The sequence below is a fragment of the Streptomyces sp. NPDC107575 genome, from assembly GCF_055657265.1.
Window position 1 is genome coordinate 377238 of sequence record NZ_JBVKBG010000003.1, and the last position, 17290, is coordinate 394527.

15 protein-coding genes are annotated in these 17290 nt (G+C 70.1%); all 15 read right to left on the bottom strand.

The genetic code is table 11. The annotated features are described in order from the left end of the window. Window positions 1–307 precede the first annotated feature (307 nt). The 15 genes from ACZ7L4_RS14955 to ftsL all read right to left on the bottom strand — a co-directional run bounded on the left by ACZ7L4_RS14955 (window position 308) and on the right by ftsL (window position 17277). On the bottom strand, window positions 308–1480 hold the full coding sequence (locus tag ACZ7L4_RS14955; RefSeq protein ID WP_399234692.1) for a DivIVA domain-containing protein: 1173 nt from the start codon (window positions 1478–1480) through the stop codon (window positions 308–310). 55 nt (window positions 1481–1535) lie between these two features. Continuing rightward, window positions 1536–1820: a YggT family protein gene (locus ACZ7L4_RS14960; RefSeq protein ID WP_385769862.1), complete on the bottom strand. Its 285-nt coding sequence runs from the start codon at window positions 1818–1820 to the stop codon at window positions 1536–1538. Window positions 1821–1894: 74 nt separating this feature from the next. Then, the gene (locus tag ACZ7L4_RS14965; RefSeq protein ID WP_385769864.1) at window positions 1895–2539 is read right to left on the bottom strand and encodes a cell division protein SepF; all 645 of its coding nucleotides are present in this window, start codon (window positions 2537–2539) and stop codon (window positions 1895–1897) included. Window positions 2540–2665: 126 nt separating this feature from the next. Further along, entirely contained in the window at window positions 2666–3394 is a 729-nt protein-coding gene (locus tag ACZ7L4_RS14970; protein ID WP_472102585.1) for a YggS family pyridoxal phosphate-dependent enzyme, read from the bottom strand. A 6-nt stretch (window positions 3395–3400) separates the two neighbouring features. Then, on the bottom strand, window positions 3401–4141 hold the full coding sequence (gene pgeF / locus ACZ7L4_RS14975; RefSeq protein ID WP_472102587.1) for a peptidoglycan editing factor PgeF: 741 nt from the start codon (window positions 4139–4141) through the stop codon (window positions 3401–3403). Window positions 4142–4151: 10 nt separating this feature from the next. Next, the gene (gene ftsZ, locus ACZ7L4_RS14980) at window positions 4152–5399 is read right to left on the bottom strand and encodes a cell division protein FtsZ (RefSeq protein WP_385769870.1); all 1248 of its coding nucleotides are present in this window, start codon (window positions 5397–5399) and stop codon (window positions 4152–4154) included. A 298-nt stretch (window positions 5400–5697) separates the two neighbouring features. Further along, entirely contained in the window at window positions 5698–6501 is an 804-nt protein-coding gene (locus ACZ7L4_RS14985) for a cell division protein FtsQ/DivIB (RefSeq protein ID WP_472102589.1), read from the bottom strand. Window positions 6502–6529: 28 nt separating this feature from the next. Continuing rightward, window positions 6530–7618 (bottom strand): undecaprenyldiphospho-muramoylpentapeptide beta-N-acetylglucosaminyltransferase, encoded by a 1089-nt coding sequence (murG, locus tag ACZ7L4_RS14990; protein ID WP_385769874.1) that lies wholly within the window; start codon window positions 7616–7618, stop codon window positions 6530–6532. Between the two features lie 6 nt (window positions 7619–7624). After that, entirely contained in the window at window positions 7625–8953 is a 1329-nt protein-coding gene (ftsW, locus tag ACZ7L4_RS14995; RefSeq protein WP_472102591.1) for a putative lipid II flippase FtsW, read from the bottom strand. A 91-nt stretch (window positions 8954–9044) separates the two neighbouring features. Beyond that, window positions 9045–10475: a UDP-N-acetylmuramoyl-L-alanine--D-glutamate ligase gene (gene murD / locus ACZ7L4_RS15000; RefSeq protein ID WP_472102593.1), complete on the bottom strand. Its 1431-nt coding sequence runs from the start codon at window positions 10473–10475 to the stop codon at window positions 9045–9047. Beyond that, window positions 10457–11530, bottom strand: a complete 1074-nt coding sequence (gene mraY / locus ACZ7L4_RS15005) for a phospho-N-acetylmuramoyl-pentapeptide-transferase (RefSeq protein ID WP_385769881.1) — start codon at window positions 11528–11530, stop codon at window positions 10457–10459. Before mraY ends, murD begins: the two co-directional genes overlap by 19 nt. Next, entirely contained in the window at window positions 11530–12930 is a 1401-nt protein-coding gene (locus ACZ7L4_RS15010; protein ID WP_472102595.1) for a UDP-N-acetylmuramoyl-tripeptide--D-alanyl-D-alanine ligase, read from the bottom strand. Before ACZ7L4_RS15010 ends, mraY begins: the two co-directional genes overlap by 1 nt. A gap of 4 nt (window positions 12931–12934) precedes the next feature. Then, entirely contained in the window at window positions 12935–14482 is a 1548-nt protein-coding gene (locus ACZ7L4_RS15015) for a UDP-N-acetylmuramoyl-L-alanyl-D-glutamate--2,6-diaminopimelate ligase (protein WP_472102597.1), read from the bottom strand. Between the two features lie 190 nt (window positions 14483–14672). Then, complete coding sequence (locus ACZ7L4_RS15020; protein WP_472102598.1) at window positions 14673–16709, bottom strand: peptidoglycan D,D-transpeptidase FtsI family protein; 2037 nt, start codon at window positions 16707–16709, stop codon at window positions 14673–14675. Between the two features lie 4 nt (window positions 16710–16713). After that, the gene (gene ftsL / locus ACZ7L4_RS15025) at window positions 16714–17277 is read right to left on the bottom strand and encodes a cell division protein FtsL (protein ID WP_472102600.1); all 564 of its coding nucleotides are present in this window, start codon (window positions 17275–17277) and stop codon (window positions 16714–16716) included. Window positions 17278–17290: the final 13 nt, after the last annotated feature.

Sequence of the window (17290 nt, forward strand, 5' to 3'; positions counted from 1 at the left end):
CGCCCCGGCACATCAAGCCCGGCTGGGCAAATCAAGCCCCGCCGGCGATTGAGGCGCGGGGTCCGGGGCAGAGCCCCGCGGCCGGCGGACGGACGACCGCGACGTTCCACGCCCGAAGGGGCGGTTGGCCAGAAACGTTTTTCTGGCCAACCGCCCCTTCGGCGTTTCGTACCCCCTGCGCACACCTGACCACCCACCCCCACCGGACCACAAAAAGACCTCGGCCCGGATCGCAGAAACGATCCGGGCCGAGGCCTGAATGAATGCCGACGCCCAGCTACTACCAGGCGTTACGCACCCGCGCGACTCAGTTGTCGTCCTCGTCGATGAGGAACCCACGCATCGGCGACGGAGCCTGCCCCATCGGCGACGGACCCTGCGGCCGCACCGGAGCCATCGGCTGCGTCATCGCGGGCGACATCTGCTGCTGACCGCCGCCGTACGACGGACCGCCGCTCTGCTGGTTGCCACCCATCGACTGGTTGCCACCGTAGGACGGCGCACCCGCACCGGCCGGAGCCATGGAAGGCGCCGGGGACGGCGGCAGGCTCGCGGTCGCCGGCGTACGCGGCGGGGCCAGCGAGTCGTCGGCCTGGGTCTCCAGCTGGCGCAGCTGCGACTCCAGATACGACTTCAGACGCGTGCGGTACTCGCGCTCGAAGCCGCGCAGGTCCTCGACCTTGCGCTCCAGCGTGGCGCGGGCGGACTCCAGGGAGCCCATCGCGACGCGGTGCTTCTCCTGCGCGTCCCGCTCCAGGGCATCGGCCTTGGCACGGGCGTCACGCTCGAGACCCTCGGCACGGCTGCGCGCCTCGCCGACGATCTTGTTCGCCTCGGAGCGGGCCTCGGCGATCGCCTGGTCGGCGGTCTGCTGGGCCAGCGAGAGGACACGGGCGGCGCTGTCGCCGCCGGGGCCCTGACCGGGCTGCGGCAGCTGCGGGCCGCCGTGGCCGCCCATGGGACCGCCCATCGGGCCGCCCAGCTGCGGCTGCTGGCCCATCGGACCCTGGCCCATCGGGCCGGGACCCTGCGGGCCACCCTGCGGACCGTGTCCACCAGGACCGGCCGGCAGCTGCGGGGCACCGCTCGGCAGCTGGGGCGGGCCACCCATGGGGCCGCCCATCTGCTGCTGCGGCGGGCCCGATATACCCGCGGGCACCGGGGCGCCCGGGCCTCGCATGCCCTGCGGGGGACCCTGCTGCTGGTCCTGCGGACCCTCGGGTCCACCGGGACCGCCGGGCCCACCAGGGCCGCCGGGCCCACCGGGTCCCTTGCGCATGCCGCCCTGCTGCTGGTTCTGGGCAGCGGCACGGGTGGCTGCGGCAAGTTTCGCGCGCAGGTCCTCGTTCTCTCGAAGAAGACGAGTCAGTTCGGCTTCGACCTCATCGAGGAAGGCATCGACCTCGTCCTCGTCATAGCCTTCTCGGAGGCGGACGGTCGTGAACTGCTTGTTCCGCACGTCCTCGGGGGTCAACGGCATCTCTTCACCTCAACGTTGTCGTCGGCATTCGGCAAGACCGTAGTTGACATCGTGCTCACAGCCGGCTCACGACGGAGATCAGGATGTAGACGATGATCATCAGTACGAAGAAGGACAGGTCGAGCGCCACGCCCCCGAGACGCAGCGGCGGAATGAACCGCCGCAGAAGCTTGAGCGGTGGATCAGTGACAGTGTAGGTGGCCTCCAGGACCACCACCATCGCCTTGCCGGGTTGCCACGAGCGGGCGAACTGGAAGACGTAGTCCATGACCAGCCGGAAGATCAGCACGATGAGGAAACACATCAGCGCGATGTAGACCACATCAAAAAACACGCCCATGTCGGCGGTTCCCTCTCCCCTGTGTCTCGTGCCTCGTGACTAGTTGGTTGCTAGCCGTCGAACTTTGCTGCGTCTCAGCTCTGGTTGAAGAACCCGCCCTCTGCGATACGGGCCTTGTCCTCCGCCGTGACATCGACGTTAGCAGGCGACAACAGGAACACCTTCTGTGTCACCCGCTCGATGCTTCCGTGAAGACCGAACACAAGACCGGCGGCAAAGTCGACAAGTCGCTTCGCGTCGGTGTCGTCCATCTCCGTCAGATTCATGATCACCGGAGTGCCCTCACGGAAGTGTTCCCCGATGGTACGGGCCTCGTTGTAGGTCCGGGGGTGCAAAGTGGTGATGCGGTAGGGCTCCCGCTCGGACACGACCTTGGGCATGATCACCGGTGCGTTCTTCTCCAGGCTCTGACGTTCAGGTGTGATGGATGCCACGGGGGCGATTCGTGCCGGACGTCCGGATTCAGCGGCAAGCGAAGCAGGTTGGCGCACCGGTTCACGCTGCGCCGGGGGCTGCACTACTCTGACCGATTCCTCCACATCCGTGGCGGCATGGGAGCTGTGTGACTGATGCGACGGCTCGTGCCGTCGACGGTCACGCTCGGGCTCCGGGTCGAGTTCGGGCTCGAAGTCGTCATCGGGGTCGAATCCCCGGCCGTCGTACCCATCGTCCTCCACGAGGCCGAGGTAGACCGCCATCTTGCGCATCGCGCCGGCCATTCTCTGAGTCCTCCGCTCTGTGGTGGATCGGCTGACGTCAACCAAAGTGCCCGCGATCCACGTGGCCTCCCCGCCCATCAGCGAGAATGACCATATTTTCTGCTGTGGTCCGACTTCTTCGCGACGTTACCCGAGCCGGGGTCGGACACCGAGGACCGCGGTACCGACGCGCACATGTGTCGCTCCGGCCGCCACGGCCTGCTCGAGATCCGAACTCATCCCTGCCGAGACCATGTTCGCAGCCGGATGGGCCGCGCGCACGGCAGTCGACAAATCCATGAGCCGCTCGAACGCCGCCTGTTGCCGCCCCGCGTAGTCCCCGGTGAGCGGCGCGACGGTCATCAGTCCGTCGAGCCGCAGCCCCGGAGCCTCGGCCACGCGAGCGGCCAACTCCTCCACCCCGCCGGGACCGACGCCCCCGCGCTCCCCCCGGCCGTCCGCATCGGCGTCGAGCGCGACCTGGATCAGGCAACCCAGTTCGCGCTCGGCCCGCACGGCCTCCTTGGAGAGCGCCGTGACGAGCTTGCCCCGATCGATGGACTGCACCAGATCGGCGTAACTCGCCACAGAACGGACCTTGTTGGTCTGAAGCTGACCGACAAAGTGCCAAGTAAGCGGTAGATCCGAGCATTCCGCGGCCTTGGGTGCCGCGTCCTGGTCCCGGTTCTCCGCCACGTGCCGCACGCCGAGGCCGGACAGGATCCGCACATCGCTCGCCGGGTAGGTCTTCGTGACCACGATCAGGGTCACGTCGTCCCGCTTGCGCCCGGCCGCCGCGCAGGCCGCGGTGATACGTTCCTCCACCGTGGCCAGGTTCGCGGCGAGCTCTGCCGTACGTTCCTGAAGGTTCGTCATGTCGTCTCAGTCCAGCCAGACATAGCCGGCGAGTCGGCCGGTGGCCTTGTCGCGGCGGTACGAGAAGTGATCGTGCGACTCAAGTGTGCACACCGGCGACCGCTCCCGGTCACGCACCCCGAGCCGCTCCAGCTGAGCGTGCACACCGGCGGTCACATCGACGGCCGGAGTGCCCCAGCTGGTCTCGGCGTACGCCGCCGGTTCCACCGCCGCGACCTCGGCCCGCATCTCGGCCGGCACCTCGTAGCAGCGCCCGCAGACCGCGGGCCCCGTACGGGCGATGATCCGGTCCGGCTCCGCGCCCCGCTCCACCATCGCCCGCACCGCGGCGGGCACGACTCCGGCGACCATGCCGGGACGTCCCGCGTGCGCGGCGGCGACGACCCCGGCGACGGGGTCAGCGAGGAGAACGGGGGTGCAGTCGGCGGTGAGCACGGCGAGCGCGAGTCCGCGCCGCGAGGTGACGAGGGCGTCGACGCTCGGAATGTCGCCCTCGGTGGGCCAGGGCCCGTCCACCACCGCCACGTCGGGCCCGTGCACCTGGTTCATCCACACCACGCGGGACGCGTCGAGGCCGAGTGCCCGCGCGGCCAGCTCCCGGTTGCGCAGGACGGCCTCGGGGTCGTCGCCGACCGCGCCTCCGAGGTTCAGCTCCTCATACGGAGCGGCGCTCACCCCGCCCCACCGGTCGGTGAAGGCGAAGTGGGCGCCACTCGTAGCAGACACAGTGTGATGTTGTCCTATCACTGTCGCGTGGTTACTTGAGGAAGTCCGGCACGTCGAGCTCCTCGGCCTGGCTGTCCGGGTAGGACGGCCGGGGAACCTGCGGCGGGGCGGGCGGGGCCACCGGCGCCTCGTTCACCGGAGCGGGCGCCTCGGCCGGCGGGGCCGGGGTCGGCGTCTGCGGCTGGGACTCCTCGCGCTGGGTGACGCTGCCGAGGTTGCCGAAGCTCGGACGCGCGGGCTCGGGGGCCGGCGTCGAGGGCCGCGCCGGCGTCGCCGGTTCCTCGCGCTTGGCGGTCTGCGAACCGACCACGTTCTCCCGCTTGTTCGGCGGCTGCCCGCCGTCGAAGCCGGCGGCGATGACGGTGACCCGCACCTCGTCGCCGAGCGCGTCGTCGATGACGGCGCCGAAGATGATGTTCGCCTCGGGGTGGGCCGCCTCGCTGACCAGCTGCGCCGCCTCGTTGATCTCGAAGAGACCGAGGTCGGAGCCACCGGAGATGGAGAGCAGCACGCCGCGGGCGCCGTCGATGGACGCCTCGAGGAGCGGCGAGGAGATCGCCATCTCGGCCGCGGCCACCGCGCGGTCGTCGCCGCGGGCCGAGCCGATGCCCATGAGGGCGGAACCCGCCTCGGACATCACGGACTTCACGTCCGCGAAGTCGAGGTTGATGAGACCCGGGGTCGTGATGAGGTCGGTGATGCCCTGGACACCGGAGAGCAGGACCTGGTCCGCCGACTTGAAGGCGTCGAGGACGGAGACCTGCCGGTCCGAGATGGACAGGAGCCGGTCGTTCGGAATGACGATGAGGGTGTCGACCTCTTCGCGGAGCTCGGCGATGCCGTCCTCCGCCTGGTTCGCCCGGCGCCGGCCCTCGAAGGTGAACGGCCGGGTGACCACACCGATCGTGAGGGCGCCGAGAGAGCGCGCGATGTTGGCCACGACGGGTGCGCCGCCGGTGCCGGTGCCGCCACCTTCACCGGCGGTGACGAAGACCATGTCGGCCCCCTTGAGGACCTCCTCGATCTCCTCGCGGTGGTCCTCGGCCGCCTTGCGGCCGACGCCCGGATTGGCTCCGGCGCCGAGTCCGCGGGTGAGTTCACGGCCGACGTCGAGCTTGACGTCCGCGTCGCTCATCAACAGGGCTTGCGCATCGGTGTTGATGGCGATGAACTCGACGCCCTTGAGACCGACCTCGATCATCCGGTTGATGGCATTGACACCACCGCCGCCGACACCGATGACTTTGATGACTGCGAGGTAGTTCTGCGGTGCTGCCACGTCGAAGGCCTCTCGCCTCGAGTTACGTGTCGCCGCCTCGCGTTCAACGGTGCGACGACTGATGCCGAATTGGGGCGGTCCGGACTACTAGTTGACTACTAGTCGACTGCCGACCCGAACCCTAACGCTGAAGTTTAGGGTTACCAGTGTGTCTGTTTCCTGGACTCTTCCGAACCTGACACTAAGTCGACAAGTGGCGCCCGTTCAACGAACACGCCGAACCTCCCGTTTTTCTTTTCACCCTATGTGATCAGCCGTGTCGATGCCCAACCAGGGTGCTGGCCTGCATCGATGTGCGTCAACTCCCGGACGCGGCAGGGGCCGTGGGAACACTCACGTCCAAGTGCCTGGCCTTCGGGGCGGCTTTCATGAGAGCGGTAAGAGTGCGTGCTTTCGTGTCGCCACGCTCGGCACTCCCCCAGGCGACGGTCCGCCCCCCGGTCAGCTCCAGCGAGATGGCGTCGTACGAACGGACCTTGACCGCCCGCGTGTCCCGCGCGACCTGCTTCGGGAGCTGTCCGGCGACCCGCACCGCCTCGCGTACGAGCCGGTCGGGGCCGAAGCGCCGCAGGCTGGCCTCGGCGCCGCCCTGATCCGGCGTCAATTCGAGGAGGGGAACATGCTTCAGCGGCTTGTCGACGGTCGCGAAACGAACGCCTTCCCGGTCGACTTCGACGAACTTGTCTGAATTTCTGCCGTCTTCGACAATCAGGACCGGCTTGCGTTCCGTCACTTTCAGCCCGATTCCGTGCGGCCATGAACGGACCACATCAACCGAGTCAATTCGGGGCAATTTCCGGCGCAGCCGGTTCTCGATCGCGTCGGTGTCGACGGAGATCAGCGGGGCGCCGACCGGCACGGCGGCCGCGTCCCGGACCTGAGACGGCGTCAGGACCCGGGTGCCGGAGGGCTTGACGCGCTCCACGCGCAGCCACGGCGAGCCGTACAGCAGCCAGGTGCCGCCCGCGCCGAGCAGGACGAGCAGCACTCCGGACACGACGAGGGTGCGCACGCTCGGCATGCGCACCCATCGCGCGGCGGGGGGCGGCTCGGACGCCTCGGACGACTCTTGTTCGCGATCCGTCGTGGTGGGTCCGGCCACTGTTCCCTGCCTTACCTTCGTCTGCTCACTAGCGACGCGAGTTGATCGCCTCGTACACCATCCCGACGAGCAGGTCGTCGGCGTCCCTGCGGCCGAACTCGGCGGCCGCGCGGGACATCTCGTACAGCTTGTGCGGGTCGGCGAGCACGGGCAGGACATTGGCCTGCACCCACTCGGGGGTCAGCTCCGCGTCGTCGACCAGCAGTCCGCCGCCGGCCTTGACCACCGGCTGGGCGTTGAGCCGCTGTTCGCCGTTGCCGATGGGCAGCGGGACGTAGGCGGCCGGGAGCCCGACGGCGGAGAGTTCGGCGACGGTCATCGCGCCCGCGCGGCAGAGCATCATGTCGGCCGCGGCGTACGCGAGGTCCATCCGGTCCACGTACGGTACCGGGATGTACGGGGGCATCCCCGGCATCTGCTGGACCTGCGGCAGTTCGTTCTTGGGGCCGACCACGTGCAGCACCTGGATGCCGGAGCGCTGCAGGAGCGGCGCGACGCGGGTGACGACCTCGTTGAGGTGCCGGGCGCCCTGGGAGCCGCCGGAGACGAGCAGCGTCGGCAGGTTCGGGTCGAGGCCGAACGCGGCGCGCGCCTCGGGCCGCACCCGGGCCCGGTCGAGCGTGGCGATGGTGCGGCGCAGCGGGATGCCGATGTAGCGGGAGCCGCGCAGCTTGCTGTCGGGCGTGGAGACCGCGACCTGCGCCGCGTACCGCGAACCGATCTTGTTCGCCAGGCCGGGCCGCGCGTTGGCCTCGTGCACCACGATCGGCACTCCGAGCCGCTTGGCCGCGAGGTAGCCGGGCAGGGCGACATAGCCGCCGAAGCCGACGACCGCGTCCGCCTTCGTACGCTCCAGGATCTGCTCGGCCGCCTTGATGGTGCCGCGCAGCCGGCCGGGGACGGTGATCAGCTCGGGCGTGGGCTTGCGCGGCAGTGGGACGGCGGGGATCAGGCCCAGTTCGTAACCGCGCTCCGGTACGAGACGGGTCTCAAGGCCGCGTTCCGTGCCCAGGGCCGTGATGCCCACGGTCGGGTCCTGCCTGCGCAGGGCGTCCGCGAGGGCGAGCGCCGGCTCGATGTGGCCGGCGGTCCCCCCACCGGCGAGTACGACATGCACCGAAATTCACCGCTCTCTGGACGGGCGCGCCGCGGCACGCCGTCGCATCGTGTTCCATCTCATCCCCCGGACTCCCGGGCTCCGCCGCATGGCGAGGGCCGCCCGCGCCGCCGGCTCGTCCCGCGCGAACGCGATCAGGAGACCCACGGCGAACATGGTCGGAAGCAGCGCGGACCCCCCGTACGAGAACAGCGGGAGCGGGACTCCGGCGATCGGCAGCAGGCCGAGCACCGCACCGATGTTGACCACGGCCTGTGCCGTGATCCACGTCGTCACGCCTCCCGCGGCATAGCGGACGAAGGGGTCCTCCGTGCGTCCGGCCACGCGGATACCCGCATAGCCTAGAGCCGCGAACAGGGCGAGCACCGACAGCGTCCCCGCCAGGCCCAGTTCCTCACCGGTGATGGCAAAGATGAAGTCGGTGTGCGCTTCGGGAAGTTGTCCCCATTTTTCCACACTCGCTCCGAGGCCGGAACCGAAGAGTCCGCCGGAGGCCAGGGCGTAGATCCCGTGCAGTCCCTGCCAGCACATGTCGCCGGGTCCCGCGTCGGCGCTGCCCAGGCAGGCCAGGCGCGCCATCCGGTTCGGGCTGGTCTTGATCAGCAGCAGGCCGATCACGGCGGCCACCGAGAGCACGCCCACGAAGAGCCGCGTCGGCGCCCCGGCCGTCCACAGCAGGCCGAACAGGATGGCGGTCAGCAGGATCGCGGTGCCCATGTCGCCGCCGAGCATGATCAGCCCGAGCAGCATGAACGCCACCGGAACGAGCGGCACCAGCATGTGCTTCCACTGCGTGAGCAGCCGCTTGTCGTGCTTGCGCGCCAGCAGGTCGGCGCCCCAGAGGATCAACGCCAGCTTCCCGAATTCGCTGGGCTGCAGCATGAAGGGGCCGCCGAGCGAGATCCAGTTCTGGTTGCCGTTGATCGACACTCCTATCCCCGGCACCTGCACGAGGACCATCAGGAAGACGCTGACGGCAAGGATCGGATAGGCGAGCGCCCGGTGCAGCTTCACCGGCATCCGCATCGCGATCAGCAGCAGGACGCCGCCGAGGACGGCCGCGACGAACTGCTTCTTGAAGAAGTACGAGCCGGACAGGCCCATCTGCAGGGCCGTGATCATCGAGGCCGAGTAGACCATGACCAGGCCGAGCACCGTGAGCAGCAGCGCGGCCCCGATGATCAGGTAGTACGCGGTGAGCGGCCGGTCCCAGGCGCGCTTGGCCTGGGAGTACAGGCGGCTTACCGGGTTGACCCGGGCCCGGTAGACCTTGCTGGTCTTCCGCGGCGGCGCGAGGGGGCGCCCGGTCGTGCGGGGAGGACTGCTACCGGCCATGACCGTCCCCCACCGATGAGCCGTACGTCTGCGCTGCCACGTTCCCCTCCCGAAGGGTGCCCGGCGTCACCGGGCGCCCTCTCGAGCCCCGTCAGACGCTGGTGGCGCCCAGTTCGCGGACCGCTTCCGCGAACGCCTCGCCACGCTTGTTGTAGTTGGTGAACATGTCCATCGACGCGCAGGCCGGGGCCATCAGCACGGTGTCCCCTTCGCGGGCGAGCCGCGCGGCCTCCTGGACCGCCGCCGACATCGCCCCAGTGTCGGTCCGGTCGAGGTCGACGACCGGTACTTCCGGGGCGTGTCGCTGCAGGGCTTCCCGGATCAGGGCGCGGTCCGCGCCGATCAGGACGACGCCGCGCAGCCGCTTCGCCGCGCCCGTCACCAGCTCGTCGAAGGTGGCGCCCTTGGCTAGCCCGCCGGCGATCCACACGATGGACTCGTAGGAGGCCAACGACGCCTGGGTGGCATGGGTGTTGGTCGCCTTGGAATCGTCCACGTACGCGACACCGGCCACGTCCGCGACGTGCTCGATGCGGTGGGCGTCGGGGCGGAAGTTCCGCAGGCCGTCGCGGACGGCCTGGGGCTCGACGCCGTAGGCGCGGGCGAGGGCCGCCGCGGCGAGGGCGTTGGCGATGTTGTGCGGGGCCGGCGGGTTGACGTCGGTGACCTCGGCGAGCTCCTGGGCGTTCTTCTGCCGGTTCTCCACGAAGGCGCGGTCGACCAGGATGCCGTCCACGACGCCGAGTTCGGAGGGGCCGGGAGTGCCGAGGGTGAAGCCGATGGCGCGGCAGCCCTCCTCGACGTCGGCCTCGACGACCAGGTCCTCGGTCGCCTTGTCGGCGACGTTGTAGACGCAGGCGACCTGGTTGCCCTCGTAGATGCGGCCCTTGTCGGCGGCGTACGCCTCCATGGAGCCGTGCCAGTCGAGGTGGTCGGGCGCGAGGTTCAGGACGGCGCCGGAGTGGGCACGCAGCGAGGGCGCCCAGTGCAGCTGGTACGAGGAGAGCTCGACGGCGAACACGTCGTAGGCCTCGTCGCCCTGGAGGACGACGTCGATGATCGGCGTACCGATGTTGCCGACGGCGGCCGTGCGCAGGCCCGCGGCCTCCAGGATCGACGCGAGCATCTGCGTCGTCGTGGTCTTGCCGTTGGTGCCGGTGATCGCGAGCCAGGGGGCCGCGTTCGGGCCGCGCAGGCGCCAGGCGATCTCGACGTCGCCGACGACGTCCACGCCCGCGGCCGCGGCCTCGGCGAACAGCGGTGAGGAGGGCTTCCAGCCGGGAGAGGTGACGACGAGTTCGGTGCCCTCGGGCAGCGTGGTCGAGTCACCGAGCTGGACGGAAATCCCCTCTTCTTTAAGAAGGGCCGCCTTTTCACGGTGTGCCTCGCTGTCGCCGCCGTCCACGACGGTCACCGACGCGCCGAAGCCGGCCAGGGCGCGGGCGGCGCTGATGCCGCTCACGCCGAGACCGGCGACGGTGATGTTCATGCCCTGCCAGGAGGTCACTTCTTGGCTGCCCATCCCGCGTAGAAGAGGCCGAGTCCGACGATCACGCACATGCCCTGGATGATCCAGAAGCGGACCACGACAAGGACTTCGGACCACCCCTTGAGTTCGAAGTGGTGCTGCAGTGGCGCCATCCGGAAGACGCGCTTTCCGGTCATCCGGAACGAGCCGACCTGGATGACGACGGACATCGTGATGAGGACGAACAGGCCGCCCAGGAGCGCGAGGAGAAGCTCCGTGCGCGAGCAGATCGCGAGGCCCGCGAGGGCGCCGCCGAGGGCCAGCGAGCCCGTGTCACCCATGAAGATCTTGGCGGGCGAGGTGTTCCACCACAGGAAGCCGAAACAGGCGCCCATCAGGGCCGATGCGACCACCGCCAGGTCGAGCGGGTCTCTGACCTCGAAACACGCCCCTGGGTTGGTGAGGGTCTGCGCGTTGGCGCAGGACTCCTGGAACTGCCAGACACCGATGAAGGTGTACGCGCCGAAGACCATCACGGAGGCGCCGGTGGCGAGGCCGTCGAGGCCGTCCGTCAGGTTCACGCCGTTCGACATCGCGAGGATCATGAACAGCGCCCAGACCACGAACAGGACCGGGCCGATCGACCAGCCGAAGTCCTCCACGAAGGAGAGCTTGGTGGAGGCGGGGGTATTGCCTCTGACGTCCGCGAACTGCAGTGAGATCACCGCGAAGGCGATACCGACGATCAGCTGTCCGGCCATTTTGGCCTTGGCTCTCAGGCCCAGCGAGCGCCGCTTGACGATCTTGATGTAGTCGTCGAGGAAGCCGACGAGCCCCATGCCCGCCATCAGGCCGAGCACGAGCAGACCCGACAGGGTCGGCGCGGCGCCGGTGATCAGCTTGCTGAGGAAGTACGCGATGAGGGTCGCCAGGATGAAGGCGATACCACCCATGGTCGGCGTGCCGCGCTTGCTGTGGTGCTCGCGCGGGCCGTCGTCACGGATGAACTGGCCGTAGCCCTTGCGCGCAAGGAGCTTGATCAGCAGCGGCGTTCCGGCGAGCGTCAGGAAGAGACCGATGACGCCCGCGAACAGGATCTGCTTCATCATCAGGCATCAACCCCACCCTGCACGTCGGAGAGCAGCGCCTGTGCCACGCTCTCCAGGCCCACCGACCTGGATGCCTTCACGAGCACGACGTCTCCCGGGCGCAGCTCGCTGCGCAGCAGGTCGATCGCCGCCTGTGCGTCGGACACGTGCACCGACTCCTCACCCCACGAACCCTCGTTATAGGCGCCCAGTTGCATCCAGGACGCTTCCCTGCCCCCGACTGCAACGAGCTTGCTGACGTTGAGCCGGACGGCGAGCCGTCCGACGGCGTCGTGCTCGGTCAGCGCCTCGTCGCCCAGCTCGGCCATCTGCCCGAGCACCGCCCACGTGCGACGTCCCTTGCCCATGGCCACCAGGGCGCGGAGAGCCGCGCGCATGGACTCGGGGTTCGCGTTGTAGGCGTCGTTGACGATCGTGACGCCGTCCGAGCGCTCGGTGACCTCCATCCGCCAGCGGGACAGGTTGCCCGCCTCGGAGAGCGCGAGGGCGATCTCCTCCACGGACATGCCAAGGTCATGGGCGACGGCGGCCGCGGCGAGCGCGTTCGACACGTGGTGCTCACCGTACAGGCGCAAGGTCACTTCGCTGCACCCGGAGGGTGTGTGCAGGCTGAAGGCCGGCTGTCCGGTCTCCGTGAGCCGGACGTTCTCTGCGCGTACGTCGGCATTGTCGGCCTCTCCGAAGAAGAGCACCTTCGCCTTCGTGCGCGAGGCCATGGCCCGCACCAGCGGGTCGTCCGCGTTGAGGATCGCGGTGCCGTCCGCGGGCAGCGACTCGACCAGCTCGCCCTTCGCCTCCGCGATCTGCTCGCGGCCGCCGAACTCGCCGATGTGCGCGGTCCCGACGTTCAGGACGACGCCGACCTTCGGGGGCGTGAGGCCGGTCAGGTACTTGATGTGGCCGATGCCGCGGGCGCCCATCTCCAGGACGAGGAACTGCGTCTCGTCGGTGGCGGTGAGCGCGGTCAGCGGCAGGCCGATCTCGTTGTTGAACGAGCCGGGCGTGAACACCGTGTCGGCCTTGCGGCGCAGCACCTGGGCGATCAGGTCCTTGGTGCTGGTCTTGCCGGCGGAGCCGGTGAGGGCGACCAGTGCGGCGCCGAGCCGGGCGACCACGTGGCGGGCCAGCGCGCCGAGCGCGGCCTGGACGTCGTCGACGACGACGGCGGGCACGCCGACCGGGCGCGAGGCCAGCACGGCGACGGCTCCCTTGTCGACGACCTCGCGCGCGTAGTCGTGGCCGTCGACCCGCTCGCCCACGAAGGCGGCGAACAGGCTTCCGGGCTCGACCTTGCGCGAGTCGATGACGACCGGCCCGGTCACCCGGACCTGCGGGTCCGGTATGTCGTACGTCTGCCCGCCGACGGCTGAGGCGATCTCGGCGAGGGAGAGGGCGATCACAACTTCATCCCTGGGTTTTCTGGTTGTCGACGGTGGCTGCGGCCGCTTCGATGGCCGCGCGCAGCACCAGGCGGTCGTCGAACGGGCGGACCACACCGGCGATGTCCTGGCCCTGCTCGTGGCCCTTGCCCGCGACGAGCACCGTGTCGCCGGGCTCGGCGCGCGCCACGGCGGCGGCGATGGCGGCGGCCCGGTCCTCGAACACGGCGACGTCGCCCCGCTCGTGGGCCGGCACGTCGGCGGCGCCCGCGAGCATCGTGGCGAGGATCGCGAGGGGGTCCTCGGAGCGCGGATTGTCGGAGGTGAGGATGGCCGTGTCGGCGAACCGCGCCGCGGCCGCGCCCATCGGCATCCGCTTGGTCTTGTCGCGGTCGCCACCACAGCCGAGCACGATGTGCAGCTTGTTCTCGGTGACCTTGCGCAGCGCCCGCAGGACGGACTCCACGGCGTCGGTCTTGTGCGCGTAGTCGACGACGGCGAGGTACTTCTGGCCGGCCTGCACGCGCTCCAGGCGGCCGGGCACGCCGGGTACGGCGGCGACGCCGTCGGCCGCGGTCTGCGGGTCGATCCCGGCGACGGCGAGGGTGACGATCGCGGCGAGGGTGTTCGCGACGTTGAAGGGTCCGGCCAGCGGCGCCTTGGCGGCGATCCGCTCGCCCTTGGGGCCGACGACGGTCAACGTCGAGTCGAACGGGCCGACTTCGACGTCCTCGGCGCGCCAGTCGGCGTCCGGGTGGCCCTCGGCGGAGAAGGTGACGACCGGGACCTCGGACTCGTCGATGAGCCGGCGCCCGTACTCGTCGTCGTAGTTCACGACGCCCTGTTTGCTGCGCGCCTTCGTGAACAGCTGGGCCTTCGCCTGGAAGTAGTCCTCCATGTCGGAGTGGAACTCCATGTGCTCCGGGCTCAGGTTGTTGAAGACGGCCACGTCGAAGACGCAGGCGTCGACCCGGCCCAGCACGAGGGCGTGGCTGGAGACCTCCATGGCGACCGCGTCCGTGCCGCGCTCGCGCATGACCGCGAACAGCGCCTGGAGGTCGGTGGCTTCCGGAGTGGTGCGCTCGGACTTGATCCGCTCGTCGCCGATCCGCATCTCGACCGTGCCGATGAGACCGGTGCTGCGCACCGACTTCAGCCCGCCCTCGATGAGGTACGCGGTGGTGGTCTTGCCCGAGGTGCCGGTGATGCCGATCTGGAGCAGGTCCCTGCCGGGGTGGCCGTAGATCGTCGCGGCGAGCTCGCCCATCCGGCTGCGCGGGTTGTCCACGACGAGCGGGACCAGGCCGGCCTCGGACACGCGCTGCCAGCCCGCCGGGTCGGTCAGCGCGGCGACGGCGCCGAGCGAGGCGGCCTGCATGGCGAAGTCGGCGCCGTGCGCGCGGGCTCCGGGCAGGGCCGCGTACAGGTCGCCGGGGCGCACCGCACGGGAGTCGTGGGTGATGCCGGTGACTGCTGCCGCGGCCGTGGGCGCTTGGACACCCAGTTGATCGGCGAGTTCCGCGAGGGGTGTGGCGGAGACCTCGACCGGTCGCGGCGGCCCGGGGTATGTCACGGGTGCGCCCTTCTGGGTGGTTTGAGACTGATCAGCGTGTGGCACGGCGTGAGCGTACCGGGCCCACCCCCCGCCCGGCGAAGCGAGGGGCGTGGCGCGGGGCGGTTCCCCGGATCGGAGGTGATGGCTGTCACGGCGCCCTCACGGGTTGTGAGTGATCATGGTCACGGCCTGTTCTGGCTGGAAAACGTCATGGCTTGAACGTCACGGGCAGCCGGGCCGGCTTGTGGCCCGTGGGCGGGGCCTGAAGCGTCTTCAGGGCGAACTCCATGACCTTCTTGTAGATCGGTCCACAGATCTGGCCGCCGAAGTAGCCGCCCTTGGTGGCGTTCTGGATCGCGCAGTAGACCGTCACACGCGGCTTGTCGGCGGGCGCGAAACCGGCGAACGACGACGTGTAGCCCTTGTAGCGGCCGGTGGCCGGGTCCACGCGGTTGGCCGTGCCCGTCTTGCCCGCGACGCGGTAGCCCGGGATGCGGGCCTTGGTGCCCGTGCCCTCCTCGTCGTCGACCACGGACTCGAGCATCTGCGCGACGGTCTTGGCGGTCTTCTTGCTGACGACGCGGTTCTCCTTGGGCTTCGGCGCCGGTGTGAACCGCCCGTCGGGGCCCTTGGTGCCGCGTACGAGGGTGGGCTGCACCCGTACGCCGTCGTTGGCGATGGTCGAGTACACGGAGGCGGCCTGCATCGCGTTGATGGAGAAGCCCTGGCCGAACGGGATCGTGTACTGCTGCGACGTGGACCACTTGTCGGCCGGCGCGAGGATGCCGGAGGTCTCGCCGGGGAAGCCGAGACCGCTCTCCCGGCCGATGCCGAACCTGTGCAGGTACGAGTAGAGCTTGGCGTTGGCCGCCGGCTGCGTGGTGCCGAGCTGGCCCGTCGCCAGGATGGTGCCGATGTTGCTGGACTTGGCGAGCACGCCGTTGAGCGTGAGGTGCCACGTCGGGTGGTCGACGTCGTCCTGGAAGAGCCGGTCGCCGCGGTGCAGCCGGTTGGGCACGGTGACGTGGGTGCCGGGGGTGGCCGCCTCCTCCTCCAGGACGGCCGCCATCGACATCACCTTGGCGGTGGAGCCCGGCTCGTAGGCGTCCTGGAGCGCGGCGTTGCCGAGGGCCTCCGCCTTGGCGTCGGCCAGGTCGTTCGGGTCGAAGCCGGGCGCGTTCGCCATGGCGAGGACCTCACCGGTCTTGGTGTCCTGCACTATCACGTAGCCGCGGTCCGCCTTCGACTCCTTGACCTGCTCGTCGATGGCGTTCTGCGCGGCCCACTGGATGTCGCGGTCGATGGTCAGCTCGACGTCCGAGCCGGGGACCGCGGGCTGCTCGGTGGTGCCCGCGGTCGGCACCTGCTGGCCGCCGGACTGGGCGTAGCGGATCTTTCCGGCCTTGCCCGCGAGCTCCTTGTCGAGCTGCTGCTCGACGCCACCGCCGCCCTTGCCGTCGGCGTTGACCCAGCCGAGGACGCCCGCGGCGAGATCGCCGTTCGGGTAGACGCGCTTGCTGCTGGGGTCGGCGACCACGCCGGACAGCACGCTCGCCGCACGGCCCGCGGCGTTCGCCTTCTCGTTCAGGGTGGTCCTGAGGTCCTTGATCTGCTTCCAGACCTGCGGCGTCTGCCGCGGGGCGAGCCGCACGTACCGCGTGTTCTTCGTCTTCAGCTTCTTGGTCAGCTCGGCCGCGTCGACCCCGATGATCGGCGAGAGCAGCGCCGCCGCCTGCTCCGGCGCGTCGTCGACCTTGGTGGCCTTCTTCGTGAACAGCGTCGGGTCGGCGGTGATGTCGTACGCGTCCACGCTCGCGGCGAGCTCGACGCCGCTGCGGTCCGTGATGCCGCCGCGCTCGGCGGCGATGGAGTGGCTGACGTATCGGTTCAGCGAGGCCTTCGCGGCGTACGCGCTGGCGTCGACGCCCTGCACCTGGAAGAGGCGGACGACGAAGACCATCAGGACGAGCGTGAGGCCCAGGCTCACCATGCGCAGGCGCGGCTTGGGGCTGCCGAGGCGCAGCCGGGAGGGCGCCTTCGCCTTCGGCCTCGGCGGGGCCGGGCGGCGGCCGGCCGGGCGGCCCTTCGGCGCGGCCTTGGGCGCGGGGCGCTGCGCGGACTTCGACGCGGGCCTCGGCGCGGACCTGGACCCTGCCTTCGGCGCGGGCTTGGGCGCGGGGCGTCCGGTGCGCGGCGGGCGCGCGGGGCCTGGCACGCGGCGGCGCGGGGGCTCCCTGTCGGTCATGGCGTCACCTGCCGGTGCTCGAAGGGGAGGGCTCGACCGAGGAGTTCGGACTCGCCGACTCGGACGGTTTGGCGGAGGGGGACGTGCTGGCCGAGGGGGACGGGCTCGCGGAGGGCGAGGCGCTCGCGCTCGGGGTGGCGTCCGGGGCCTTCGCCGGCTCGGGCCTGGGCGGGGCGGGCGGTCCGGCGGCCGGGCTCGGCATGCCCTTGACGGTGCCGTCCGGCTCCAGGAACGCCGGGTCGCCGCCGGGCACCATGCCGAGCCTGCGGGCGCGCTGCAGGAGGGCGTCGGGCGCCGAGTAGGAGTCGACGTCGCGCTGGAGTTCCTGCTCGTCGTCGGTGAGCTCGGTGGTCTGCTTCTTGAGCTTGGTGAGCTGGAACGAGCCCTCGTTGAGCGAGGAGTTCAGCATCAGGAGCGTGATGAGACCGCCGCCCAGGAGCAGCACGACGAGGAGGACGAACGGGGTGCGCGCGGCCTGCGTACCGCCGGACGGGCCGATCGGGAGCAGCCGCGCAAGGCGGGCGGCCCTGTCGCGCAGCGAACCTTTCAAGCCACTGCTGGCGCTCATGACCACCCCTCCA